This window comes from Clostridium sp. DSM 17811 (assembly GCF_018861905.1).
In the GTDB taxonomy this organism is placed as follows: Bacteria; Bacillota; Clostridia; order Clostridiales; family Clostridiaceae; genus Clostridium_AD; species Clostridium_AD frigoriphilum.
In genome coordinates, this window is sequence record NZ_JAHLDU010000008.1 from 162646 (window position 1) to 184506 (window position 21861).

General features: G+C 29.6%; 22 protein-coding genes and 1 other annotated feature. Of the genes, 16 read left to right on the plus strand and 6 right to left on the minus strand.

What is annotated here, in order from left to right; translation table 11 throughout:
• Complete coding sequence (locus KPL44_RS12290; protein ID WP_216250542.1) at positions 1–702, minus strand: LytR/AlgR family response regulator transcription factor; 702 nt, start codon at positions 700–702, stop codon at positions 1–3.
• Positions 703–739: 37 nt separating this feature from the next.
• Positions 740–1573, minus strand: coding sequence for a hypothetical protein (locus KPL44_RS12295; RefSeq protein WP_216250544.1), 834 nt, complete (start codon positions 1571–1573; stop codon positions 740–742).
• Positions 1574–1807: 234 nt separating this feature from the next.
• Here KPL44_RS12295 and KPL44_RS12300 point away from each other — a divergent pair, with 234 nt between their 5' ends.
• Positions 1808–2557 (plus strand): MBL fold metallo-hydrolase, encoded by a 750-nt coding sequence (locus KPL44_RS12300; RefSeq protein WP_216250547.1) that lies wholly within the window; start codon positions 1808–1810, stop codon positions 2555–2557.
• Positions 2558–2599: 42 nt separating this feature from the next.
• Here the strand turns inward: KPL44_RS12300 and KPL44_RS12305 are convergent, their stop codons facing one another.
• Positions 2600–3001, minus strand: a complete 402-nt coding sequence (locus tag KPL44_RS12305) for a pyridoxamine 5'-phosphate oxidase family protein (protein WP_216250551.1) — start codon at positions 2999–3001, stop codon at positions 2600–2602.
• A gap of 128 nt (positions 3002–3129) precedes the next feature.
• Here KPL44_RS12305 and KPL44_RS12310 point away from each other — a divergent pair, with 128 nt between their 5' ends.
• The 4 genes from KPL44_RS12310 (at position 3130) to KPL44_RS12325 (ending at position 6829) form a co-directional block, all read left to right on the plus strand.
• On the plus strand, positions 3130–3465 hold the full coding sequence (locus KPL44_RS12310; RefSeq protein WP_216250666.1) for a winged helix-turn-helix transcriptional regulator: 336 nt from the start codon (positions 3130–3132) through the stop codon (positions 3463–3465).
• A gap of 120 nt (positions 3466–3585) precedes the next feature.
• Entirely contained in the window at positions 3586–5193 is a 1608-nt protein-coding gene (locus KPL44_RS12315; RefSeq protein ID WP_216250553.1) for an ABC transporter permease, read from the plus strand.
• A 20-nt stretch (positions 5194–5213) separates the two neighbouring features.
• The gene (locus KPL44_RS12320; protein ID WP_216250556.1) at positions 5214–6101 is read left to right on the plus strand and encodes an ABC transporter ATP-binding protein; all 888 of its coding nucleotides are present in this window, start codon (positions 5214–5216) and stop codon (positions 6099–6101) included.
• A gap of 98 nt (positions 6102–6199) precedes the next feature.
• On the plus strand, positions 6200–6829 hold the full coding sequence (locus KPL44_RS12325) for a hypothetical protein (protein ID WP_216250558.1): 630 nt from the start codon (positions 6200–6202) through the stop codon (positions 6827–6829).
• A gap of 119 nt (positions 6830–6948) precedes the next feature.
• Here the strand turns inward: KPL44_RS12325 and brnQ are convergent, their stop codons facing one another.
• Positions 6949–8286 (minus strand): branched-chain amino acid transport system II carrier protein, encoded by a 1338-nt coding sequence (brnQ, locus tag KPL44_RS12330; RefSeq protein ID WP_216250668.1) that lies wholly within the window; start codon positions 8284–8286, stop codon positions 6949–6951.
• Between the two features lie 102 nt (positions 8287–8388).
• Positions 8389–8644, minus strand: a binding site (T-box leader).
• 130 nt (positions 8645–8774) lie between these two features.
• On the opposite strand from brnQ, the gene KPL44_RS12335 reads away from it, so the two are divergent.
• Together KPL44_RS12335 and KPL44_RS12340 are read left to right on the plus strand one after the other, a co-directional pair.
• On the plus strand, positions 8775–9221 hold the full coding sequence (locus KPL44_RS12335; protein WP_216250559.1) for a MarR family winged helix-turn-helix transcriptional regulator: 447 nt from the start codon (positions 8775–8777) through the stop codon (positions 9219–9221).
• Between the two features lie 65 nt (positions 9222–9286).
• Positions 9287–9985, plus strand: coding sequence for a pirin family protein (locus tag KPL44_RS12340; protein ID WP_216250561.1), 699 nt, complete (start codon positions 9287–9289; stop codon positions 9983–9985).
• A gap of 69 nt (positions 9986–10054) precedes the next feature.
• Here the strand turns inward: KPL44_RS12340 and KPL44_RS12345 are convergent, their stop codons facing one another.
• On the minus strand, positions 10055–11113 hold the full coding sequence (locus tag KPL44_RS12345; RefSeq protein WP_216250563.1) for an NADH:flavin oxidoreductase: 1059 nt from the start codon (positions 11111–11113) through the stop codon (positions 10055–10057).
• Between the two features lie 131 nt (positions 11114–11244).
• Here KPL44_RS12345 and KPL44_RS12350 point away from each other — a divergent pair, with 131 nt between their 5' ends.
• The 5 genes from KPL44_RS12350 to KPL44_RS12370 all read left to right on the plus strand — a co-directional run bounded on the left by KPL44_RS12350 (position 11245) and on the right by KPL44_RS12370 (position 16836).
• A complete protein-coding gene (locus tag KPL44_RS12350) occupies positions 11245–11604 on the plus strand; it encodes a winged helix-turn-helix transcriptional regulator (protein WP_216250565.1) in 360 nt (119 codons plus the stop codon).
• Between the two features lie 198 nt (positions 11605–11802).
• Positions 11803–12366 (plus strand): hypothetical protein, encoded by a 564-nt coding sequence (locus tag KPL44_RS12355; protein ID WP_216250566.1) that lies wholly within the window; start codon positions 11803–11805, stop codon positions 12364–12366.
• A 53-nt stretch (positions 12367–12419) separates the two neighbouring features.
• Positions 12420–13112, plus strand: a complete 693-nt coding sequence (locus tag KPL44_RS12360) for a response regulator transcription factor (RefSeq protein ID WP_216250568.1) — start codon at positions 12420–12422, stop codon at positions 13110–13112.
• Positions 13090–15237, plus strand: a complete 2148-nt coding sequence (locus KPL44_RS12365) for a HAMP domain-containing sensor histidine kinase (protein ID WP_331702064.1) — start codon at positions 13090–13092, stop codon at positions 15235–15237. Before KPL44_RS12360 ends, KPL44_RS12365 begins: the two co-directional genes overlap by 23 nt.
• Positions 15238–15357: 120 nt before the next feature.
• Complete coding sequence (locus KPL44_RS12370) at positions 15358–16836, plus strand: S8 family serine peptidase (RefSeq protein WP_216250570.1); 1479 nt, start codon at positions 15358–15360, stop codon at positions 16834–16836.
• Positions 16837–16870: 34 nt separating this feature from the next.
• Here KPL44_RS12370 and KPL44_RS12375 read toward each other — a convergent pair whose 3' ends face one another.
• Positions 16871–18148 (minus strand): L-cysteine desulfidase family protein, encoded by a 1278-nt coding sequence (locus KPL44_RS12375; RefSeq protein ID WP_331702107.1) that lies wholly within the window; start codon positions 18146–18148, stop codon positions 16871–16873.
• A gap of 287 nt (positions 18149–18435) precedes the next feature.
• On the opposite strand from KPL44_RS12375, the gene KPL44_RS12380 reads away from it, so the two are divergent.
• The 4 genes from KPL44_RS12380 to KPL44_RS12395 all read left to right on the plus strand — a co-directional run bounded on the left by KPL44_RS12380 (position 18436) and on the right by KPL44_RS12395 (position 21833).
• Positions 18436–19137, plus strand: coding sequence for a response regulator transcription factor (locus tag KPL44_RS12380; RefSeq protein ID WP_216250575.1), 702 nt, complete (start codon positions 18436–18438; stop codon positions 19135–19137).
• Positions 19134–20045, plus strand: coding sequence for a sensor histidine kinase (locus tag KPL44_RS12385; protein ID WP_216250578.1), 912 nt, complete (start codon positions 19134–19136; stop codon positions 20043–20045). Before KPL44_RS12380 ends, KPL44_RS12385 begins: the two co-directional genes overlap by 4 nt.
• A 110-nt stretch (positions 20046–20155) precedes the next feature.
• The gene (locus KPL44_RS12390) at positions 20156–21076 is read left to right on the plus strand and encodes an ABC transporter ATP-binding protein (RefSeq protein WP_216250581.1); all 921 of its coding nucleotides are present in this window, start codon (positions 20156–20158) and stop codon (positions 21074–21076) included.
• The gene (locus KPL44_RS12395) at positions 21069–21833 is read left to right on the plus strand and encodes an ABC transporter permease (RefSeq protein WP_216250584.1); all 765 of its coding nucleotides are present in this window, start codon (positions 21069–21071) and stop codon (positions 21831–21833) included. Before KPL44_RS12390 ends, KPL44_RS12395 begins: the two co-directional genes overlap by 8 nt.
• The last annotated feature ends 28 nt before the right edge of the window (positions 21834–21861 follow it).

A 21861-nucleotide genomic window follows, 5' to 3' on the forward strand; every position in this document is an offset into this window, starting at 1 on the left:
TTACTGCTCCTCATTTTTTAAATAGTACATAAATTTCCTGGAGAAATCAGCTGACTTATATTTTGATAAATAAATTTTTTCACAGTTTCTTAAAGTAATGGAGCCGCTATCAAAGCTTTGAACATATTTTAAATTCACAATATAACTCTTATGACATCTAAAAAAATCGCACCCTTGCAGTTCATGTTCCATGTTAGATATTTTATAATAATATTCAATTACATTATAGGTGGTATGCACCTTTAATTTTCTTTGTTCTGATTCTATGTACAGTATATCTTTAATAAAAATCTTATTTAGATTACCCATAATTTTTGTAATAATAAATTTATCATTCTTCTCAAACTGTGTTAAAGCAGAACGTAAAATTTCTTTGAACTTTTCTTCTTGAACTGGTTTTAAAATATAATGAAAAGCTCTTACGTCAAATGCCTCAAATACATAGCCTTTAAAACCTGTTATAAATATAATGACTGAAATTTCATTTATAGACCTAATTTTTTTAGCGACTTCTATTCCAGTAAGTCCATTCATTTGGATATCTAAAAAGTACATATCAAATTTTTTTATACTAAGAAGTAATTCTTCTCCGCTACTAAATTCAGATATGTCATATTGCTCTTTATTTAGATTTCTTTCAAGCATTTTCACCAAGTCTTGTCTTTGATTTTGATCATCTTCACAAACAGCTATTTTCAACATAGAAACACCTCAGCTTTTATTATAACATGAATTATTTTTAAGCTGTAGCGTCTACATTCTGGCCATCATGCGTGGCATTCTCAGGCATATTATCATTATAATACTGAATATTTTTAACAATTTGTTGTTGCTGTGGTGATAATTTATCTTCACCTTTTATATTAACAGTGCTTTTATTTTGTTTATTTTTATCAATTACCTCATTAGAAGTGGTTTTTTCTCTAATATCCTTAAGGCCATTGTTTATGGTACTTAAGTTGTTTCCAATATTTTCAGCAATATTGACCATTTGATCCGCTAATTTTGCAACTTGTTTTTTTTTGGCAATGGGGTTTAGTCCTCTCCCTATATCTAGCTTTATTTCACTTTCCAAAACATTTGTTTCTCCTGTCATAGACTTTTTTTCAGAAGATAGAACATGGATTTTTGCTAGATTCCCTGAAAGGTTTAACAGGCTGTCCATCTGATCACAAACAACATCTGTTTTTATATTATTAGAAGAATTAGTCTTTGATTTTTCTTTTTTCTTTTTAGTTTCCTTACTTTTTTCATCGGTATCAAGAAGCTTGCGCTGATCTTCCATCTGAATTTTACTTATTTGTGCATCAATTTTTTTAATTTGACTATCGATATTTTCCAATTTATCTTTTATTGAAGATATGCTCTCACCACTTTTTAAAGCTCGATCTACAAGATCATTTTTACTGTCTGTTAAATTTTGTTTTTGCTTCATTAGTTGGTCCAATATTTTATTTTTATTAGTTCCTCCCAAAGATGAATTTCTATTTTTCTTTATATTATTTGATTTTTCAGTTTTCGCTATATTATCCTTAGAAGCAGGACTTGTAGTTAATGAATTAGAAATATTCATATGTAATCCTCCCTATACTATATTTTAGGATGTATTTATATGAAATAATTATTTAAATAATAACATAAATAATCCCGTCAATGATTGTATCGTAATAAATGCTAGATAGTTTATTGTATTGTATTAACAGGTGCTTAAAATGTAATGAATAGATTTTATATCACCTGTTTCATATGCGAATAAAACGATATATAATTAAATTGAGATTAAAAAAACTGTATTAGGAGGAATAATATGAAAATACAATTATTGGGGAACTGTACAATATTATTATCAAGTAAAAATTCACAAATATTGTTCGACCCATATTTTAATAATTTTGGGAATCTATTATATAAAAGAACTACTAATGTTTCCAATTATTATAAAGATATTAAGCATCTAGATGCAATTCTACTTAGTCATGATCATTTTGATCATATGGATATTAAGTTTTTGAGCAAATTTAAAGATAAATGTAGTATATATGCTCCGAAGTGGTCATTAAAACCACTAATATTTAGGAGTAAGCCAGTTTGGATAGGTGATAAATTTGTTGTTGGCGATTTTTCAATAACTGTTGTACGGGCTAATCACATATGTCCAGCGGTTGGATATATCATTAAGTCAGAGGATTTAACATTATATTTTGCTGGCGATACTTATTATGGGAAATTTATGAAAGATATATCTGAAAAGTATACAATTAATATTGCAATGTTACCTATAACACATTATCTTCCTCCAATGACGATGGGAGAAAGAGGTGCATTATTATGTTTAAGAGAGTTAAATCCAAGATTTTTAATACCAATGCATCAAGATATTATTCAAAGATTTCAATTCGCTAATTCAACAATAGCCATAAACGAGTTAAATGATAAAATTAGGTCGAAAAAATTATCAACTAAATTAATTCATTTGAACAATGGAGAAATTTTCAATATAAACAGTAATGAAATAGAAAATAAAAAAGCTATTTCAACCTTTAAAAGATTGGAATAGCTTTTTTATATAACCAACAACCTGGCTTACGGGTGGATTGGTTTATATATATAGTGAGAATGTTTCAGGCTGAGCTGTAAAAGAAGAAATAGTAGCTGTTCCTTTTGTAAAGTATAAAACTGCAAAAATTCCATCATCAATGTTATACATAGTTTTTAAAGATGGAACAGCTTGAAGTGCCAATTCTTTTACTTCACGTCTCTCATCATTTGCGACTTCTCCAGTAACACGAATCCATTGTCCTTTTTTATTCATACCAGACATCTCAACTTTAGGATTTTCTAACATTTGTTTAAAACATTTTTTTGTGTTGTTTGTGACAATGTACAATTTTTCTTCATATTCAAAAACAGCACCAAATGGTCTAACTCTTGGTTGGTTACCTTCAGTAGTTGCTAAGTAAAAAATACCACTTTCTTGTAAAAATTCTAATGCTTTATTCATAATTGTTGCTCCTCTCATATATGTGTGTTAAGATTGATTACACACTAATAATACCATGTATATCTAAAATAACAAGTACGATCTTTTGTTAATGTTAGTATATAAAAGATACTATGGAGGGAACTATGATGGAGAGTAAAAATAGTCTTTTTGGGAAATGCCCATATTTTACAGCGCAAAAAATATTTTCGGGAAAATGGTCAATACTAATTTTGTATCATTTGAGTGATGGAGCATTACGGTATGGCGAGTTACAAAGAGGAATAGGCGATATAACACAGGCTACATTAACAAAGCAATTAAGAATGTTAGAAGATTATGGATTGATTAGTCGACATGTTTATTCGGAAATTCCACCAAAGGTGGAGTATTCACTAACAGACCTAGGAAAAGCGTTCGATCCAGTATTAGAACAGTTTAGAATTTGGGGAGATAAGTATATTGAATCGCTTAAAAATGAATAGGTATAAAAAAGCAATAAAACATACTATTAGTATATAATATAACATATTTATAATGCAATTGACAGTTAATGGGCGGTATGCTATTCTTTTACCAAGTATGTAAAAGGGTAGGTGAGAACATTGAGAAAGATTAATGCTCTAATTAAATATGAAATTACTAATTTTAAAAGAGGAAAACTTATATGGGTTATTGCTGCTTTATATGCTTTTGGTATTCAGCAAACAATAAGTAGCATGAAATTAGGAGATGTTACATTTTTATCAGTAGTTGGGTTAATTAAATTTTCTTGGCTACCATTAAATTTGATAATGGTACCTATTTTGCTATTGTGCATGAAAATTGGACAAAGTCACAATGATATTTTTGAAATCATGGATATTTCTCATAAAAGAATAATGTTAAGCAAGCTTCTAACATTATCAATAATTGAGGGATTCCTTTTGATTTTAAATATAATAGTACTTGTGGTATTTGGGGTTATTTGTAAAGTTTCTATAGGGTATTTTTTGTATCAAAGCATAGGATATATTATTAATACTATAGTTTTCTTAGTGGTATGCACTTGTGTTGGGCTATTTATAGGACAAACTATTAGCAAGTATCTGGGTGAGGTAATAGGGTTCATATCCGTAATTTTAGTATTTTTAATATTATGTAATTTTTATAAAACATCAAATATTATAGTTCCTCTTATTAATATAAGAACATTTCCAGGTGTTTTTGATGTTATAAGTTATGATAAGAGTTATTTATATCATAATATTTTATGGCTAATGATTTCATTTAGTTTATTAATATTACCTTATGCTTACCAATACAGAAAAAAGGAAAATATAAAAAACACTTTATTTCGGATAGGTGTTTTAGGTTTAATTGCTATTTCTTGTATATATTTGGGTAGGAGTATATATTTAATGAGGCCCAGTTATTATGATATAACATCAAGAAATAATGGTATGGCGGCTAAATATAGTAACAATAAACATGAAACTTTCTTTAGTGAAAATAAATGCGGCTATTATATTGATAAATATAATATGAATCTCGATATTACTAATAAATTAAAGAATGATTGTGAAATGGAGATAAAAGTTAATGGATCTGGAGTTAATTCTTTAGAATTAGGATTATATGAAAAATTAGATATATCCAAAATAGAAGTTCAGGGAAAAAAATTGAAATTTAAAAGGACTAACCATAGCTTTATAGTAACGCTTCCAAGAGAATATAAAAACAATGAAATAATAAACATGAAAGTATCTTATGAAGGAGAAATAAACACAAGTTGGTTACAAGGTCAAAAGTTATTTTATGTGAGGAATAATTCGTTTTTTTTGGCTGATGCTTTTGAATGGTACCCAAAATTAAACGATGATACAGATAAAGAATATAATATAAATATAAAGTATGCTGGAAAAAACAAAATATATTCTAATCTAAATGAAAAAAGCAAAGCAAATCAAAAAAGCAAAGCAAATCAATATGAATTTCAAGGGAAAGATAGGGAAGTTGTTTTAATTAGTGGTAATATATCAGATAGAACGTATAAAGGGTATTTATTTATTGGTAATGAAGAATATATTAATAGCAACGATAAATGTAATGATTTAATTGATTATCTTAAAACAAAAAACAACCCAATAAATAAGATTTTACTATCACCGTTTATTCCAGAAGCTAAAATGGATAAGCCTTATGAAAAAATGTTTTTATATTCAGCAGAATGATAGAGTGAGGAGTAGTGGGAATGAATACTTTAAATGTAAGTAATTTAAATTATAAATATGGAAATGTAGAGGCACTAAGAGATATTTCTTTTGAAGTGAAAGAGGGTCTAGTAGGAATACTCGGACCTAATGGCGCAGGTAAAACTACAACACTTAAGCTTCTAACAACGCTATTTGCGATTCAGGGTGGAGATATTTTTTTAAATGATTTAAATTATAAAAAAGATTTAAAAGAAGTAAGAAAAAATATAGGGTATTTACCTCAGGATTTTTCTACCTATGAAAATTTAAAAGGTCGAGAGTTTTTAGAAATAATAGGTAGTTTAAAACTTGATTGGAATAAAAAGAACATAAAAAAACATCTTGATGAAATTATAGATAAGTTAGATATGAATGAGTATATAGATAGGAAGATTAAACAATATTCAGGCGGAATGAAACAAAAATTAGGGTTTGCACAGGTGCTCATTGGTGACCCTAACTTAATCATAGTAGATGAACCTACTGTGGGACTTGACCCGGAACAAAGAAATATTATTAGAGAACTATTTCCAGTTATAAGTAAAAATAGAATAGTATTAGTTACAACTCATATAGTTGAAGATATTGAATACTATTGCAATTACTTACTAGTAATAAAAGCAGGTGAATTAATTTATAAGGGTACAAAAGAAAATTTTATAAATGAAGTAAGTGAATTGTTATGGGAAAGTGATGTAGATGTTGATACACTTAATAAAATAAATGCTTCTGGTAATATTCTTACAACATTAAATTCTTCGAATTTCTCACACATAAAATATATAAGTGAAGAGCCTTTAACACCTGATTCTGTAAAAGTTAAGGTGAATTTACAGGATGCGTATATAATACATAGTAGGCTAAAAGGAAATGGAGTAAAGAAATGATTAAATTCTATTTAAAGTTTCAAAATAATATGCTAACTAAGAATTTACTGTATATAATAACTTACCTTGTGCTATTTTTTAATATAATTATAAGAATAATGCCAGATAAATTTATTCCTTCATACAATGGGCCTGCAGGGGTTGGAAATATAATTCCACAAAATCTATACGTTTATTGTGATGTATATCTTCTAATGTTATTTATAATACTGATATTTTTCTTTTTAGGTTCAGATTTTAATAACAGCATGGAAGAAATAGCTTTAGTGGTTGGTGGAAGTAAGCCTAACAAATTTATGATAAGGAAGTTGGGTTCAATATTAATAATGTATACAATTTTGTATCTTATTTCCTTCTTCAATATTTACTTTTTATATAAAGGAATGATTAGGGCAAATGAAACACTACCTCCAATAAATGAAATACTTCTATATTCAATCACCACTAATATTTTTGTTATATCATTAAGTATATTTATATTGCTTATCTCAAGAGACATAGCAGTAAGTACATGTTTAATTACTGCTTATTACTTAATTGAAGAGGGTTTATGGAGATGTAAGATTACAAAAACAAATGGGATATTAGGACATATATATTCTTACTATGATTATGAGAAAGGTGGAATATTAAAGGTTAAATTAATATATATGCTTATCTCAATAATTTTATTGTTTTTATCCTATAAGATTTCTCAAAGGAAAATAAATTTTAGAATTCGTCATTAATAGTCTTCATGTAGTTTTTAAGTTAAGGGGGCTGGCCTTATAATATTTAGATGGTGGAACTTAAATATATTTATAAAAAATAACAAGCTAACACCTATAGTAGGTATTAGCTTGTTATTTTATTTGTTATATTCATTTAAAGGGGTTTCTTTTGAAAAAGAAACTTCTTTTATAATGCTATATAGCAATCCCAATAGAGTACCAACTAAAGCTGGTATTACCCAAACAAGACCTTGTTTTGCTAAAGGCATAGAACTTAAAAATGATATTTTAAGTCCAACTTGATTTAATGAATCAGATATACTAAAAACAGCAGTAAATAGCATGCTGAATGAATATACTGAGTTATAACCTTTAAATAAGTTATGGGTGAATGCTAGTATAATAAGCACTATTGCCATAGGATATATAGCTGATAAAACAGGTACCGATATCTTTAATATGTTAGTTAAGCCTACGTTTGCAAATAGCATACTAGATAGTGTTATTGTAGTAACCCAAACTTTATAACTAACCTTTGGAATTATCCTTGAAAAATATTCACTGCATGATGTTATAAGACCAACGCAGGTTGTAAGGCAAGCTAATCCAAAAGTTAATCCAAGTATTATTAGGCCATTTGTATTAAAAAGATAAGAAACTACCTTTGTTAATGTTTGTGCTCCATTTGTTGTATTGCCAAATTTAGTTTGAGCAGCAGCGCCTAGGCAGGAAAGCATTAAATATATTACAGTTAAAACAAGACCAGCTATAAGTCCAGCTTTTATTGTATAAGTGCTTAAAGCTTTTTTATCTGTAATGCCTTGTTTCTTTAAAACTAATGCAACAACTATCCCGAAATTAAGTGCAGCGATGGCATCCATAGTCATGTATCCATCCAAAAATCCCTTTAAAACAGGGAAGCTAGCATAATCTCCAATTGGGGCACTAAAACTACCAAGAGGGTTAACTAAACTACCTATGAATATTATAAATATTAGTATTAAGATAGCAGGGGTTAGTATCTTTCCAAAACGATCTACTAATTTATTAGGATTCATACTTAGCCAAAATGATAAACCAAAGAAGCACACTGTATATAAAAAAAGAGGTAAAGCTCCACCAGTAACTGATGTAGGTAAAAATGGTGCTATGCTAGTTTCAAAAGATAAACTAGCGGCACGAGGTATGCCTAAAAATGGTCCTATTGATAAATAGATTAATAATGTGAAAATAAGTGCGAAGGGTTTATTAATTCTACTAGCTAAATTTTGAAGACCATCAGCTTTTGCAACAACAGCTACAGCAAGAATTGGTAGACCTACTGCCGAGGCAAGGAAGCCGGAGAGCGAAAGTAAAAGATTTGTACCAGACATTTGTCCGAGGACTGGTGGGAAGATTAAGTTTCCAGCTCCAAAAAACATTGAAAATAACATTAAACTAACTAGCAGTAAATTTTTTCTTGATAATTTATTCATATTAATTCCTCCAAAAATTTTATTTTTTGTGTATGTTATTATATCGCTAATGTCACTGTCCACTAAACCACCCCCTTTAAAATAAAAAAAGCCCGTCCCTATAAAAGGGACGAGCAAAATATGCACGTGTTACCACCCAAAATCCATTAAAATTATAATGTCTAACTTTAATAGCACTTAGCAAGATACCAATCAATATCTGTTCCTTTTAATGGTGGACGACCATTAAACCTTATTATACTTCAGGTTTACTTCTCAGAGATGATTTTCGATTATAGACTGAACGTTGACTCTCACCAATTGTCAACTCTCTTTAGAACAGATACTAAAACGTACTCTTTCTCGTCATCAAATTTGTTATTTATGTTGTAATGAAATATACCATATTATAAATAATTTGTCAATAAACAATTAATTTTATTTATTATTTTTTATTATTATAATCAAAAAAGATTGACGATATTACTAGTTAGTAGTATATTATAAATATGGATAAAGAAAAAAATACTTATGGTGAATTAGTAGATTTAAATTTAAAGGCATTAATAGCATTAAGTAGATGTACTCATGATGTTCATAAAAAAGAATATAAAACTATCAAAGGGGGAGGGTTAACAGTTTCTCAGTTTGCAGTGCTTGAGATATTATATCATAAAGGAGATTTAAGAATTAGTGAAATAATGGATAAGATCCTTTCAACAGGTGGAAATATGACTGTTGTTATAGATAATTTAGCTAAGGTAAATCTTGTTAAGAGATGTTCTGACCCAAAAGATCGACGAGTTAATTTGATAAGTATTACTGAGGAAGGAAGAAACCTCATAAGCAATATATTCCCAAAACATATAAAAAATATAAATGAAATTTTCAGTAACTTAACATCAGAAGAAAAGATAAATTTAATAAGTTTATTGAAAAAATTATCAGGTGTATAAATATATACACCATATATTTCGATTAAATAGTACTAATTAGTAATAAACTGAAAGGAGAGGTTACAATGTTAAGAAAATTAGAAAGCGGAAAAATGGGGTCAAGTAATTTAGGATGGTTAAGGAGCAAATTTCACTTTTCATTTGCAGAGTATTATAACCCAAATAACATGGGATTTGGAGTATTAAGAGTGATAAATGATGATTTAATTAATCCTAATACTGGATTTGATATGCATCCTCATCAAAATATGGAGATTATATCCTATGTTGTTAAAGGAGAGTTAACTCACGGTGATAGTATGGGTAATAAAGGTAAACTAAAGCGTGGTGATGTGCAATATATGAGCGCAGGTACAGGAGTTTATCACAGTGAGCATAATTTAGGAAAAGAGGTAGCGAGATTTCTTCAAATATGGATATTGCCTGATAAAGAAGGACATAAACCCAATTATGGTGAATATAAATTTGAATGGAATGATAGAAAAAACAAATGGCTTCATATGGTATCAAGTAACCAAGGTGAAGCAGTTGTAAAGGTAAACCAGGATATAAATATATTTACATTAGAATTAGATGAGAGAAGTGTAATTGATTATTGTGTAAAAGCAGATAGGCAAGCTTATTTAGTTCAAATAGAAGGAAAATCAAATATTAATGGTATTATTCTAAATGAAAGAGATGCCATGGAAATTGTTGAAGAGGATATAAAGATAAAGGCAGATGCGCTTTCACATTTTATTATTGTAGAGATGAAAAAAGCTTAGGAGACGGCTAGATTAATAATAGAAAAATTATAATAGGCTTTAGGATGACAATCCTAAAGCCTATTAATCTTATTTATTATTTTTCTCAAATATAACCTTACCTGCACAAACCTTAGACTGACCAAACCACATACATTTTGCACATTTCAAACATTTGCCGGTATCTTTTCCTTCCTTGGCATCATTTGCCCAATTAGGATTTATAAGAAATCCTCTAGCAATATCTACAATGTCAACATTTGTATCAGTTAATATTTGTTCTGCAATTTCACCTGAATTAATTCCATCAACTGCAAATACTGGAATTGAAACTACTTCTTTAATCCTCTGGGCTGCATAAACAGCATTAGAGTATTTATATTCCTCATTTACGTGCATTTCCTGTTCGCTCATAAATCCATAAGAAATGTCAAGGAAATCTATTCCACTTTTTTCTAATATTTTAGCGTAATGTATTCCGTCTTCTATTAGTGGTTCAAATCCTCCCAAACGAATTCCGACAATAAATTCTTTCGGTGTTGTTTTTCTAATTTCATCTAGTATTTCTATCACAAATTTTTCAGGGTTAGTGCCATATTTGTCAGTTCGTTTATTTACTTTTTTATCTAAAAATTGGCTTATTAAATATGCATGACATCCATGAAGTTCAATACCATCATATCCGGCTTTGTAAGCTCTTCCTGCAGCTTTCACAAAATCATTTTGTATAGATTTTATATCTTCACTAGTCATAACGCGTCCAACAACTATATTTCCTGCATAATTTTTATATTCATAAGGACTTGGACACATTGGGTCGTTTGATATTCCAACAACTCCTGCATGATGAATTTGAAGAAATATTGGACAGTTTTCTTCGTGAACTACATCTACAATTTTTTTTAGTCCTTCAATCTGATCATCTTCCCATATTCCAAGTTGATTTCCAGATAATTTTCCATCATTATTAACACAAGTAGCCTCTTGAATTATAAGTCCTGCTCCACCTTTAGCTAACTTTTCATAACGTTCTACATTTTCAACTGCTACATATCCATCAGGTCTGAATCCAACAACCATTGGAGGAACACAAATACGATTCTTCAATTTTATATTTTTAATATTAAATTCGGTAAATAATTTTTTCAAAAATAACACGCTCCTATTTCACTATTTCATTTACATATAACCCTTTATATGTTATGTTGTTATTATATCTTACTAAGGAACATAATATCAAGTACGCACATTTTTGTGCCCTGAATTTGGAGGTATTATTTATGAAAGATCAACTAAAGAAAACACCACATATTTATTCTAAGCAGTGTCCTGTTGTTCATGCACTTGAGATTATTGGCGGTAAGTGGAGAATCGCTATTATATGGGAATTATCCTCTGAAAAAAGCGTTAGATATAATGAACTTAAACGAAGAATACCTGGAATCACTAATATTATGTTAACACGTTCTTTGAAGGCTTTGCACGAGCATGGTCTTGTAGAAAGAATCGAATATAATAAAATTCCACCTCATGTAGAGTACTCTTTAACAGATACCTGTCATGATTTGCTACCTGCATTAGTAATTATAAATGAGTGGGGAAAAAAGTTGAGTAGTTATCATGCATTTTTAGAAGTTTAAGTAGAACCCATATGAGGTAACTAAAAGTTACTTTATATGGGTTTTTATAATCAAGGCGAATTTGTTATAAAAATCTGTTACTATAAAGAGGGGTATTTGCATTTTCTTAATAAATTTGTAAGAATTATGATAAGTATTTTGTAAAAAGTGTCCTGTATAATTGGTTATAGTAACTGATATTAAAGGGGGAAATACCAAATGAAAAAAGTTATGCTCATTTTACTTGTTCTAGTTTTTACGAGTATAGTAGTAATATTTTTAAAAAATAATATTATACAAAATAAATATCCACACTTAAACGAAAATATATATAATTTTCTACAAGATAAAGGGAAGCGAACAGATATTTATAATACATCCGTAAAATTAAATAAGGGCAGTTCAAAAAATACTTGTGTTTATTTTTTATCTGAAGTTTTAAGGAAAAACAATTTTAGCGTGCCGTTAGAAACAAGTAATACAGAGCAAATGATATCTTTACTTTCCGATAAAGGTTTTAAAAAACAAAGCAACTATAAAAAATTAATGCCTGGAGATATATGCTTTACTACAGATGCTAATGGACAGCAAAGTGGTTTTCCAACTCATACTTATGTATTTATGAAATGGGTAAAAGAAGGAAGTTATGATTATGCATATATATGTGATAATCAAGCAAAAGATTATAAGGGTAAAATTTATCACATTCGGAATATAAACATTACGGTTAAATCTAATGGTTTAGCTAAGGATCCTTTTGCATTCTTTATGAGAAAGGCTTAGTTGTAAAGTTCTCATATTAACATATATAATATATATATAATGGGGTGATTGGAGTGACTAAATTTAATGTTTTGGTTGTAGATGATGAATATGAAATAAGGGAAGCTATTGAGATATATTTGAAAAATGAAGGGATAAAAGTGTTTCAAGCGGTGGATGGTATAGAGGCCTTGGAGGTTTTGAAAGAAGAAGAAATTCACCTTATATTAATGGATATAATGATGCCTAGAATGGATGGAATTAAGGCTACCTTTAAAATTAGGGAAAATAAAAATATTCCAATAATAATGCTTTCAGCTAAATCAGAAGATACAGACAAAATACTAGGTCTTAATATAGGTGCGGATGATTACATTACAAAACCGTTTAATCCAATGGAACTTATAGCAAGAGTTAAATCTGGACTTAGAAGATATACAAGCCTTGGTAATTATAAAGAATGCGATGATGAGATAAATGTGCGAGGACTTATATTAAATAAAAGTTCGAAAATGGTAACAGTGGATGAAAAAGAAATGAGTCTTACTCCCATAGAGTATAGAATATTGAAACTTTTGATGGAAAATAAAGGGAGAGTGTTTTCAATTGAAGAAATATACGAGAGAGTTTGGGAAGAAACATTTTATAATGGAGAAAATACTGTGTCAGTTCATATAAGGAGAATAAGAGAGAAGATAGAGATAAATCCAAAGGAACCTGAATACTTAAAGGTGGTGTGGGGGATTGGGTATAAAATCGAAAAATAAATATTGGGTCATAGCCTTTATTATAGGCGCATATATGTTGGCTCTTTCAAACTTGTCAGTAATGGATATTATAAAAAATAAAAATTATTTAAGAATGGAGCCCTATTTTACTAGTTCAGAGTTCAAGACTGAAATAGTTGGTTATTTTAATAATATAGAAGCGTTAAATGTTATATATAAAGACTATTCACACAAGTCAGATGACGAAAAAGTTACAAATGAAGAAATAATGCCATCAAAAACAACATATGATGCTAATTTGAGAACTAAGGAAGATCAATTAAGTAATAAGTATAAAAATGATCTATTAGCAGCAGAGAAAAAAGGTAATAATGTTGAGATTAGTAGATTAACTGATGCAAAAGATAAGGAGCTTAATGAATTTAAAAAGGAAAATGAAAAAACGTTAGATAATGCGAAAAAGAAAATTGCTCTATATAAAAATCAAGACTATGAAAATATTAAAAGAGCTGTAGAGGGGAAAACTATAATAAAATATTATATAACAAAGGGTAAAAACAATGTTATATATACAAACATAGTAAATGTTTCAGATATAAATTTATATGTAAAAAATAGTGCATTTTATAGTATGAAATTTCCGGATAAATCTTTAAAGATTAATAATGATATGTTTACAATAAATCAGTGGGTAGGTACTAGCGGAGAAGCATATTTCATTATTCCAAAGGATATAGATAAAACGAGTTATATATATGAAAATTACAATTATTATAATTCTGTGAGACAAAGAATTATTAAAGAGATTATCATAGGCTTTGTGGCATTTATTATAGGGATTACCATGCTTTTTCTTATATTAAAGAAAAATAAAGAGCAGATGCCTTTTATTAAAAAACTGAAAAAGAGGTACAATAAAATACCGTTAGATGTGAGAATATTTATATTCATAATATTTTCTTTTATAATGACTATATATACAGATAAGGTGTCATTTTTCTACAAACCATATAATTACGCACAATTTTACACATTCACTATTATGGCATTTTATACGGTTTATTCTATTTCCAATATTATTATGGCATATAGGTTATATAAAAATAGAGAAGAATTTAGAGAACAAGTAAAAAAATGTGCTTTTTATCAATTATCTAAAAGAGGCATTATTATACTTACAATGTTCGCTGGAGTAGCGATATTTGGAGCATATATCACCCTCATGCTATCCCCTAGGATTATAATAATACCGATGATGTATATACTTTGTTACTTGATATTTATATTCATTTATTCCTTTAATAAAATAAGATTTTTGAGAAGTATTATAAAAGGAACGGAAGAAATAGTTTCAGGAAATCTTAATTATACAATAGTAGAAAAAGGGGGAGGAGATCTTTTTAAGCTTGCCCACAATATAAATAATATGAAGGCTGGGTTTAAAAAGTCTCTTGAGAATGAGATAAAAAGTGAAAGACTTAAGTCTGAACTCATAACTAATGTATCTCATGATTTAAAAACTCCACTCACTTCCATTATAAATTATGTTGATTTTCTAAAAAAAGAAGGTTTATCTAAAGAAGAATCACAAGGGTATATAGATGTAGTAGATAGGAAATCCCAGAGACTTAAGATACTAATAGATGACTTATTTGAAGCTTCTAAGATGGCAAGTGGTGCGGTGGAACTTAATGTAGAAAAAGTAGATATAACTGCACTTTTGCAACAATCATTAGCTGAACTTCATGATAAAATTAATAATTCATCTTTAATATTTAAAGTGAAAGTTCCAAAGCAAAAGATTTATGCTAATTTAGATGGAAAAAAGACCTGGAGAGTATTTGAAAACCTCATAAATAATATATTAAAGTATACACTTCCTAAAACTAGAGTATATATTGATTTAATTGAACGGGATAATCAAATAATTATAAATATGAAAAACATCTCATCTTATGAGATGGATTTTGATAATGAAGAAATATTTGAGAGATTTATTAGGGGAGATAAGTCCAGAAACACTGAAGGCTCAGGACTTGGACTTTCAATTGCTAAAAGCATCATTGAGCTTCAGGGGGGGAGACTTAGTATTGAAATTGACGGAGACCTATTTAAAGCTAAGGTTATAATTCCATCGTTTTCTCAGCTGCTTATTGAGCCGTAACAGTAATGAGTGTGTTAAAGAATATTATTACATAATGTTCACATATTTCTTTGACATTTATAAAGTATTATTAGTATTATTAGTAATAAGTGTTAAAAGAAATTAAAGGGGTGGGGTAGAGTGAAGTCAAAAAAGCTATTTACAATATTTTTAGCGACAACATTATTTATTATATTAACTTGTGGGACAGTTTTTGCGGCGACCACAGTGCAGAGTGGTACGAAAAGATACATAGTTAAATTTAAGACAAGCAGTATTAATGAAAGCCAAACTGTAGCAAAGCATAGTGGAAAATTAAAACATCAATTTAAACATGTTAATGCAGTTGTAGCTGATATGACTACCCAAAGTCTTGCAAGTTTAAAAAAGGATTCAAACGTAGCCTACGTTGAAGAAGATAAAGTAGTTAAAATGTCATCAACTACCTATGCTGATTGGGGCATAAGTGATATAAATGCAGCGGCCTCCTTTCAATCTGGATTAACTGGTAAAGGAGTAAAAATTGGAATTATAGATTCAGGAGTAGCTACGCATACGGATTTGACAGTTGCTGGTGGGACTAATGTAATAAATGGTTCAAAGACAACATCATATGCTGATGATAATGGACATGGTACAGTTGTAACAGGAATTATTGCTGGTCAAGGATTAAATGGTGGAGTTAAAGGAGTAGCACCGGATGCGTCAATATATGCTGTAAAAGCACTTGACTCAACGGGTATTGGTTATACTTCAGACATAATATCTGGTATAGATTGGGCTATAGAAAATAAAATGGATATCATATCCATGAGTTTGGGATCAGATCAGTCAGATGTTACTCTACAAAATGCTGTTGATACAGCTTATAAAGCGGGAATACTGATAGTGGCAGCAGCTGGTAATGATGGAAATGCTAAAGGAACCGGGACTAATGTTGAATACCCTGCTAATTATGATTCCGTTATTGCAGTTGGTGCAGTGGATTCTACAAATACTAGAGCATATTTTTCGTCAACTGGAAATAAGGTTGAAGTAAGCGCACCAGGGGTTAATATAATGAGTACTTACTTAAATGGTGCATATGAAGAAATGAGTGGTACATCTATGGCAACCCCTTTTGTAGCAGGGGATTTGGCTATTTTAAAACAAAAATATCCAGAGTATACTAATGTTCAATTAAGAAAATTACTGGATACTAATGTGGCAGATCTTGGAGTGGTAGGTAGAGATTCTTTATACGGATATGGCTTAATACAAGGTATAAGTAGTACAACCTCTGTTATTACGCCTGTTACGGTACCAGTTACTGTAACAACACCTATAACATTGCCTACACTATTACCTACATTAATACCTACACCGATAGCTAGTATGGCTTCAGGCTCATATAATAGGGGCATAATGGTTCAACTTTATGCTAGGTATTCACAACCGTTGAGGGCATTTTATACTTTAGATGGTAGTACTCCAACAACTAAAAGTACACCTTATAGGGGATATATTAAGATAAATTCTACCAAAACTTTAAAAGTTATAGCGGTAGATTCTGATGGGAATATTTCTGGAGTATTAAGTAACACCTATAATATAAGTAAATATGTGAAAAGAAAAATTTAAATTAAAAGGTAGAGGCTAAAAAAGTCTCTACCTTTTAATCTTCCATCATAATTTTGATGATTTCCTTGTCGGTTTCTTTCATTCCTTCTTTTGCAAGTTTACCTACATTTGATATAGTAGATTCAATACCTTTTTTCACAATACCATCGCCACCCTTAAACTGTTGCCCCTGCTTAAACATATGATAGCCTAGAATTCCAGCATCTACAGATGTAGCAATTTTAGCCGCACAGGATGCTTTGGCACCATCACAAATTATTCCAGAAACTATTGATAATGCATTAACAATTGTATGAGAAATATCTCTATACCCTCCACCATACAAGTAAGTAATGCCTGCTCCACTTCCAGCGCCTGCACAAACAGCGCCACAATAAGCTGAAAGTCTTCCTATACCAGTCTTTTGATGTATTGTAACTAAATTTGAAATAACCAAAGCTCTATAAAGTTTTTCTTTTGAAACCTTTAATTCATTACCATATTCAATGACGGGAAGTGAAGCTGTCATTCCCTGATTACCACTACCGGAAACTATAATGACAGGTAGTTCACATCCATTCATCCTGGCATCTGACCCTGCAGCTGCTTTCGCCTTTGCTCTTACTTTAACATCAGAGCCATATGTCGAAATTAGAACACTTCCTATATTGGCACCATAACTGTTTTTTAATCCTTCTTCTGCAATTTTGGAATTATATTCAATCTGTCTACCAATAATATCTTCTATATCTTTTATATCCACAGAATCTGCAAAATCAACAATATCTTTTACGCTTAATAATTCTTTACCACTAAGACCTTCTTCTTTTGATGATGTTGATTCTTTGTGGTAAAGTATCTCACCATTCTTTTCAATTAAAATAATATTGGTATGATAGTTTACAATTCTTACTTTTACATATGTTTCTTTATAAAATACAGTTATCTGTATATCAAATATAAATGGCGTATCTATAAGTTTAACTTCTATAGGAAAAGTAGATAAGTATTCTTTAATTTTTTCTTTATCTTCATTAGATACATCTGAAATAACTTCTAGTTTCTTTTCAGGGTTGCCTGCTATAATACCAGCTGCTGTTGCAGCAGCAATTCCTTTTAAATGACCTGTATTAGGAACTATAACACTTTTAACATTTTTAATAATGTTGCCGCTCACTTCTACAATAGTTCTATCAGGCGTATGACCTAATACTTCTTTAGCTTTTGCCGACGCATATGCAATTGCAATTGGTTCAGTACATCCCATTGCAGGTACTAGTTCTTCTTTTAAAATCTGTAAATAAGTTTTATAAATCAAATCACTATTTTTAATTTCATTCCCCTCCTTGTATCTACTGTATTAGGGAATGGGTCTCCCACGCATACATATAATAAATTATACCATTATAATTAGTGGTAGAGTGTTTTTGATTTTATAAAGTTTTTATTGTTATATATGGTTCTACGACTTTAGACACATTAAATTTTATTAAATTCTATATTATTTAAATTGTTACCAATTAAGTATATAATTACAATTATAACAGTTGAATATTGCAGCGACCCAGGAGATGATTTAACTCAAACTGGTTGATTAGAGAATAAAAGAGGTGGCTTACTATGGAAGATATTAAAATTTTAATAGTTGAGGATGATAAGGACATAAGCAATATGATAAAAAGAGCTTTGATTAAAGAAGGTTATGGAGTTTCATGTGCATTTGACGGACAAGAAGCATTTAATGTCTGGGGAAAAGAAAATTTTAAATTATTTATTTTAGATATAATGCTTCCCAAAATTGATGGAATAGAGGTTATGAGAAGAATACGAATGAAAAGTATGGTACCTATACTTATGGTATCTGCAAAAGCCGAAGAGAGTGATAGAATCATAGGTTTAGGGCTTGGCGCAGATGATTATTTAGTAAAGCCTTTTGCAATAGCAGAGCTTATTGCAAGAGTAAAAGCTCTGCTTAGAAGATATATGTATTATAGTTCAAGGGATGATATTATGGGGAATATCATAGAGTATGGAGAAATAAAGTTTGATTTAGATAATTATACAGCTATAAAAAAGGACAAAACAATTAATCTTAGGGCAAAGGAATATGAGCTATTAAAGTTATTTTTTAAAAATCCCAATAAAGTCTTTACGAAGTCCCAAATATTCAGTTCTGTATGGAGAGAAGAATATTTGGGAGATGATAATACTGTGATGGTTCATATCAGGAGATTAAGAAATAAAATTGAAGACAACCCTGACAAACCCAAATATATAGAGACTGTCTGGGGAATAGGGTATAGGTTGGGGAGTTTAAAATGATATACATATTTGTGCTCACAACTATTATTCTAGCTTTAGTTATAGTATTTCAAAATATAAAAATACATAGTATTTCAGATAATATAAAAGAAGTTATGGATGGAAATTTTAATGAAAGAATTAGGATTTATGACTATAATCCTAGAGTTAAAGATTTAATTATTAATTTGAATAAACTTATAGATGAATTTCAAAAAATAGTATCATTGAATAAACAATATGAAGAGGCTAGGAAAAAGATGATATCAAATATATCCCATGATTTTAGGACTCCACTCACAACTATGCTAGGATATATTGAAATGCTAAGGGATGATAATAGCTTAGATGATGAAGAATGCATGGAATATTTAGAGATAATAAGTACAAAGGGAGAAATCTTAAGGGGGCTAATTGAAGAATTTTTTAGTTTATCAAAGTTTGACTCTAGTGATGTTGTACTAACTTTTGAAAGAGTTAATATCAGTGAAATTATGAGACAGTGTATATTATCCTTCATAAAGGATTTTGAAGTTAATGGTATTGAATTAGTAATAGATATTTCTAGTGTGGATTTATTTATCCGAGCTGATGAAGGGGCTATTTATAGAGTAATACAAAATCTAATAGCTAATGCTCTAAGGTACGGAGCAGAGGGAAAAGTAATTGGAGTGAGTTTAGAGGGGGAAATGGATAGCGTGGTCTTGGAAATATGGGATATGGGTAGAGGAATACCCCAGGAGGAAATACCATATATTTTTAAACGCTTATATTCAGTGGATAAATCAAAAAATAATAGAAAAACAGGTAGTGGTCTGGGCTTAGCTATAGTAAAAAAACTAGTAGAAAAGCATGAAGGAACCATTGAAGTTAGTAGTAAGCCCTATGAAAAAACAACGTTTAAGATAACACTTAGGAATATTCCTTAAGATTTATTATTAAAAAGTTAAGAAACGTGTAAGAAGCGTGTTAGTGAGAGTTAAGGATTATGGTTTATTATTAAAGCATAGTCCTTTTTAATATGTAATGAGGTGATTTTGTGGAATATGCAATAAGAACGCATAATTTAACTAAAAAATACAAGGGCGTGTCCGTAGTAGATAATTTAAATATTAATATAGAAAAGGGAGAGATATATGGATTTTTAGGACAAAATGGTGCGGGAAAAACTACAACTTTAAGAATGCTTATGGGACTTATAAGAATTTCAGAAGGGGAAGTTGAACTGTTTGGACAGAATAATTATTCAAAGAAAATATATAAAAAAATAGGTTCATTAATAGAGTATCCTGGATTCTATCCAAATTTAACTGCAGAGGAAAATTTAGAGATACATAGAAGAATGGCGGGTATAGAAAATATAGAGTATATAAAGGAAGCCTTAGAAATAGTGGGACTAAATTATGACGAAATTAAGAATAAAAAGGTTAAAAATTATTCTCTAGGTATGAAGCAGAGACTTGGCATATCAAGGGCGATACTGCATAAGCCAGAACTACTTATTTTAGATGAACCAACTAATGGGTTAGATCCTCTTGGCATAAGAGATATTAGAGAAATATTGTTAGAACTAAAAAATAAAAAGGGTATAACTATTATTATATCAAGCCATATTTTAAGTGAGATTGAATATTTAGCAACAAAGATAGGAGTTATTCATAGGGGGAAACTACTTGAAGAAATAGACTATAGGGAACTTCAGAGAAGAAACAGAAAATATCTTAGGGTAAAAGTAAGTGATGATAAAAAAGCTTGTTTCTTGCTTGAAAACAAACTTAATATTAAGGATTTTGATGTATTAGAAAAAAATGTTCTAAGAATTTATGAAAATCTTGATAAGGGGTCACAAATAGCTAAACTTTTCATTAACAATGATCTGGAACTTCATGAGATGCAGCTTAGTGTGGACAATCTAGAAGATTATTTTGTAAGGCTAACAGGGGGAGAGGGTAATGTTTAATCTTATTCATTGTGAATTTCTAAAATTAAAGAAATCATATTTGTTTTTAACCATAGCGATAATAATTTTGATTCCCCCGATATTGTTATATATAAAATGGCATTCTGAGTATAATTTAATAATCTGGGATATGTATCTTTTTCAAGAAGAAATAAGCTCAACAGCATTGATTAATTTGCCTATGTATGTATTTATTTCTTCATATATTTACACAAGAGAATTCTCTTATAATACTGCTCAGACCTTATTTTCCTATTCTATTAGCAGGCCCCAAATATTTATATCAAAGTTTTTAACTATAGTAATAATGACATCATGTATTATGATTTTGCAGCTTTTATTTGCTGTTTTGGCAGGGTTATTACTTCCTCATGAGCCCCTTACTATGGGAATAGTCCTAGGTTATTTGAAAATAAATATATACATTTTAGTTGCCCAATATGCAATTTTACCAATTGCTATTTTTATAGCACAAGTAAGTAGAAATATTATTTTGCCAATGGTTTATGGGGGGATTATAACCGTATTTAATATATGTGTACCCCAGCTTAAGTCAGGAATTATAGAATACCTGCCAATTACTTATCCTATACAAATAATGACCAATTCTTTCAAAACTAATATTTATAGGCAAGATATAATGATAATAAATAATTCAATTCCATTATCAAGTGTAAGCATAGTGCTTGCAATTTTAACTTTTATAATTGGAATTACAATGTGTATTACTTATTATTTAAAGACGGATATTACTTAGCTAAATAGGAATTATGAATAGACAAAAC

What these genes read in the sequence shown, in the direction of transcription:
- KPL44_RS12335 (WP_216250559.1), top strand. Translation starts at nt 8,775, where the DNA reads ATGGATAAAGAAAAAAATACTTATGGTGAATTAGTAGATTTAAATTTA.
- KPL44_RS12350 (WP_216250565.1), top strand. Translation starts at nt 11,245, where the DNA reads ATGAAAGATCAACTAAAGAAAACACCACATATTTATTCTAAGCAGTGT.
- KPL44_RS12290 (WP_216250542.1), bottom strand. Translation starts at nt 702, where the DNA reads ATGTTGAAAATAGCTGTTTGTGAAGATGATCAAAATCAAAGACAAGAC.
- brnQ (WP_216250668.1), bottom strand. Translation starts at nt 8,286, where the DNA reads ATGAATAAATTATCAAGAAAAAATTTACTGCTAGTTAGTTTAATGTTA.
- KPL44_RS12300 (WP_216250547.1), top strand. Translation starts at nt 1,808, where the DNA reads ATGAAAATACAATTATTGGGGAACTGTACAATATTATTATCAAGTAAA.
- KPL44_RS12310 (WP_216250666.1), top strand. Translation starts at nt 3,130, where the DNA reads ATGGAGAGTAAAAATAGTCTTTTTGGGAAATGCCCATATTTTACAGCG.
- KPL44_RS12355 (WP_216250566.1), top strand. Translation starts at nt 11,803, where the DNA reads ATGAAAAAAGTTATGCTCATTTTACTTGTTCTAGTTTTTACGAGTATA.
- KPL44_RS12320 (WP_216250556.1), top strand. Translation starts at nt 5,214, where the DNA reads ATGAATACTTTAAATGTAAGTAATTTAAATTATAAATATGGAAATGTA.
- KPL44_RS12380 (WP_216250575.1), top strand. Translation starts at nt 18,436, where the DNA reads ATGGAAGATATTAAAATTTTAATAGTTGAGGATGATAAGGACATAAGC.
- KPL44_RS12385 (WP_216250578.1), top strand. Translation starts at nt 19,134, where the DNA reads ATGATATACATATTTGTGCTCACAACTATTATTCTAGCTTTAGTTATA.
- KPL44_RS12325 (WP_216250558.1), top strand. Translation starts at nt 6,200, where the DNA reads ATGCCAGATAAATTTATTCCTTCATACAATGGGCCTGCAGGGGTTGGA.
- KPL44_RS12395 (WP_216250584.1), top strand. Translation starts at nt 21,069, where the DNA reads ATGTTTAATCTTATTCATTGTGAATTTCTAAAATTAAAGAAATCATAT.
- KPL44_RS12295 (WP_216250544.1), bottom strand. Translation starts at nt 1,573, where the DNA reads ATGAATATTTCTAATTCATTAACTACAAGTCCTGCTTCTAAGGATAAT.
- KPL44_RS12305 (WP_216250551.1), bottom strand. Translation starts at nt 3,001, where the DNA reads ATGAATAAAGCATTAGAATTTTTACAAGAAAGTGGTATTTTTTACTTA.
- KPL44_RS12340 (WP_216250561.1), top strand. Translation starts at nt 9,287, where the DNA reads ATGTTAAGAAAATTAGAAAGCGGAAAAATGGGGTCAAGTAATTTAGGA.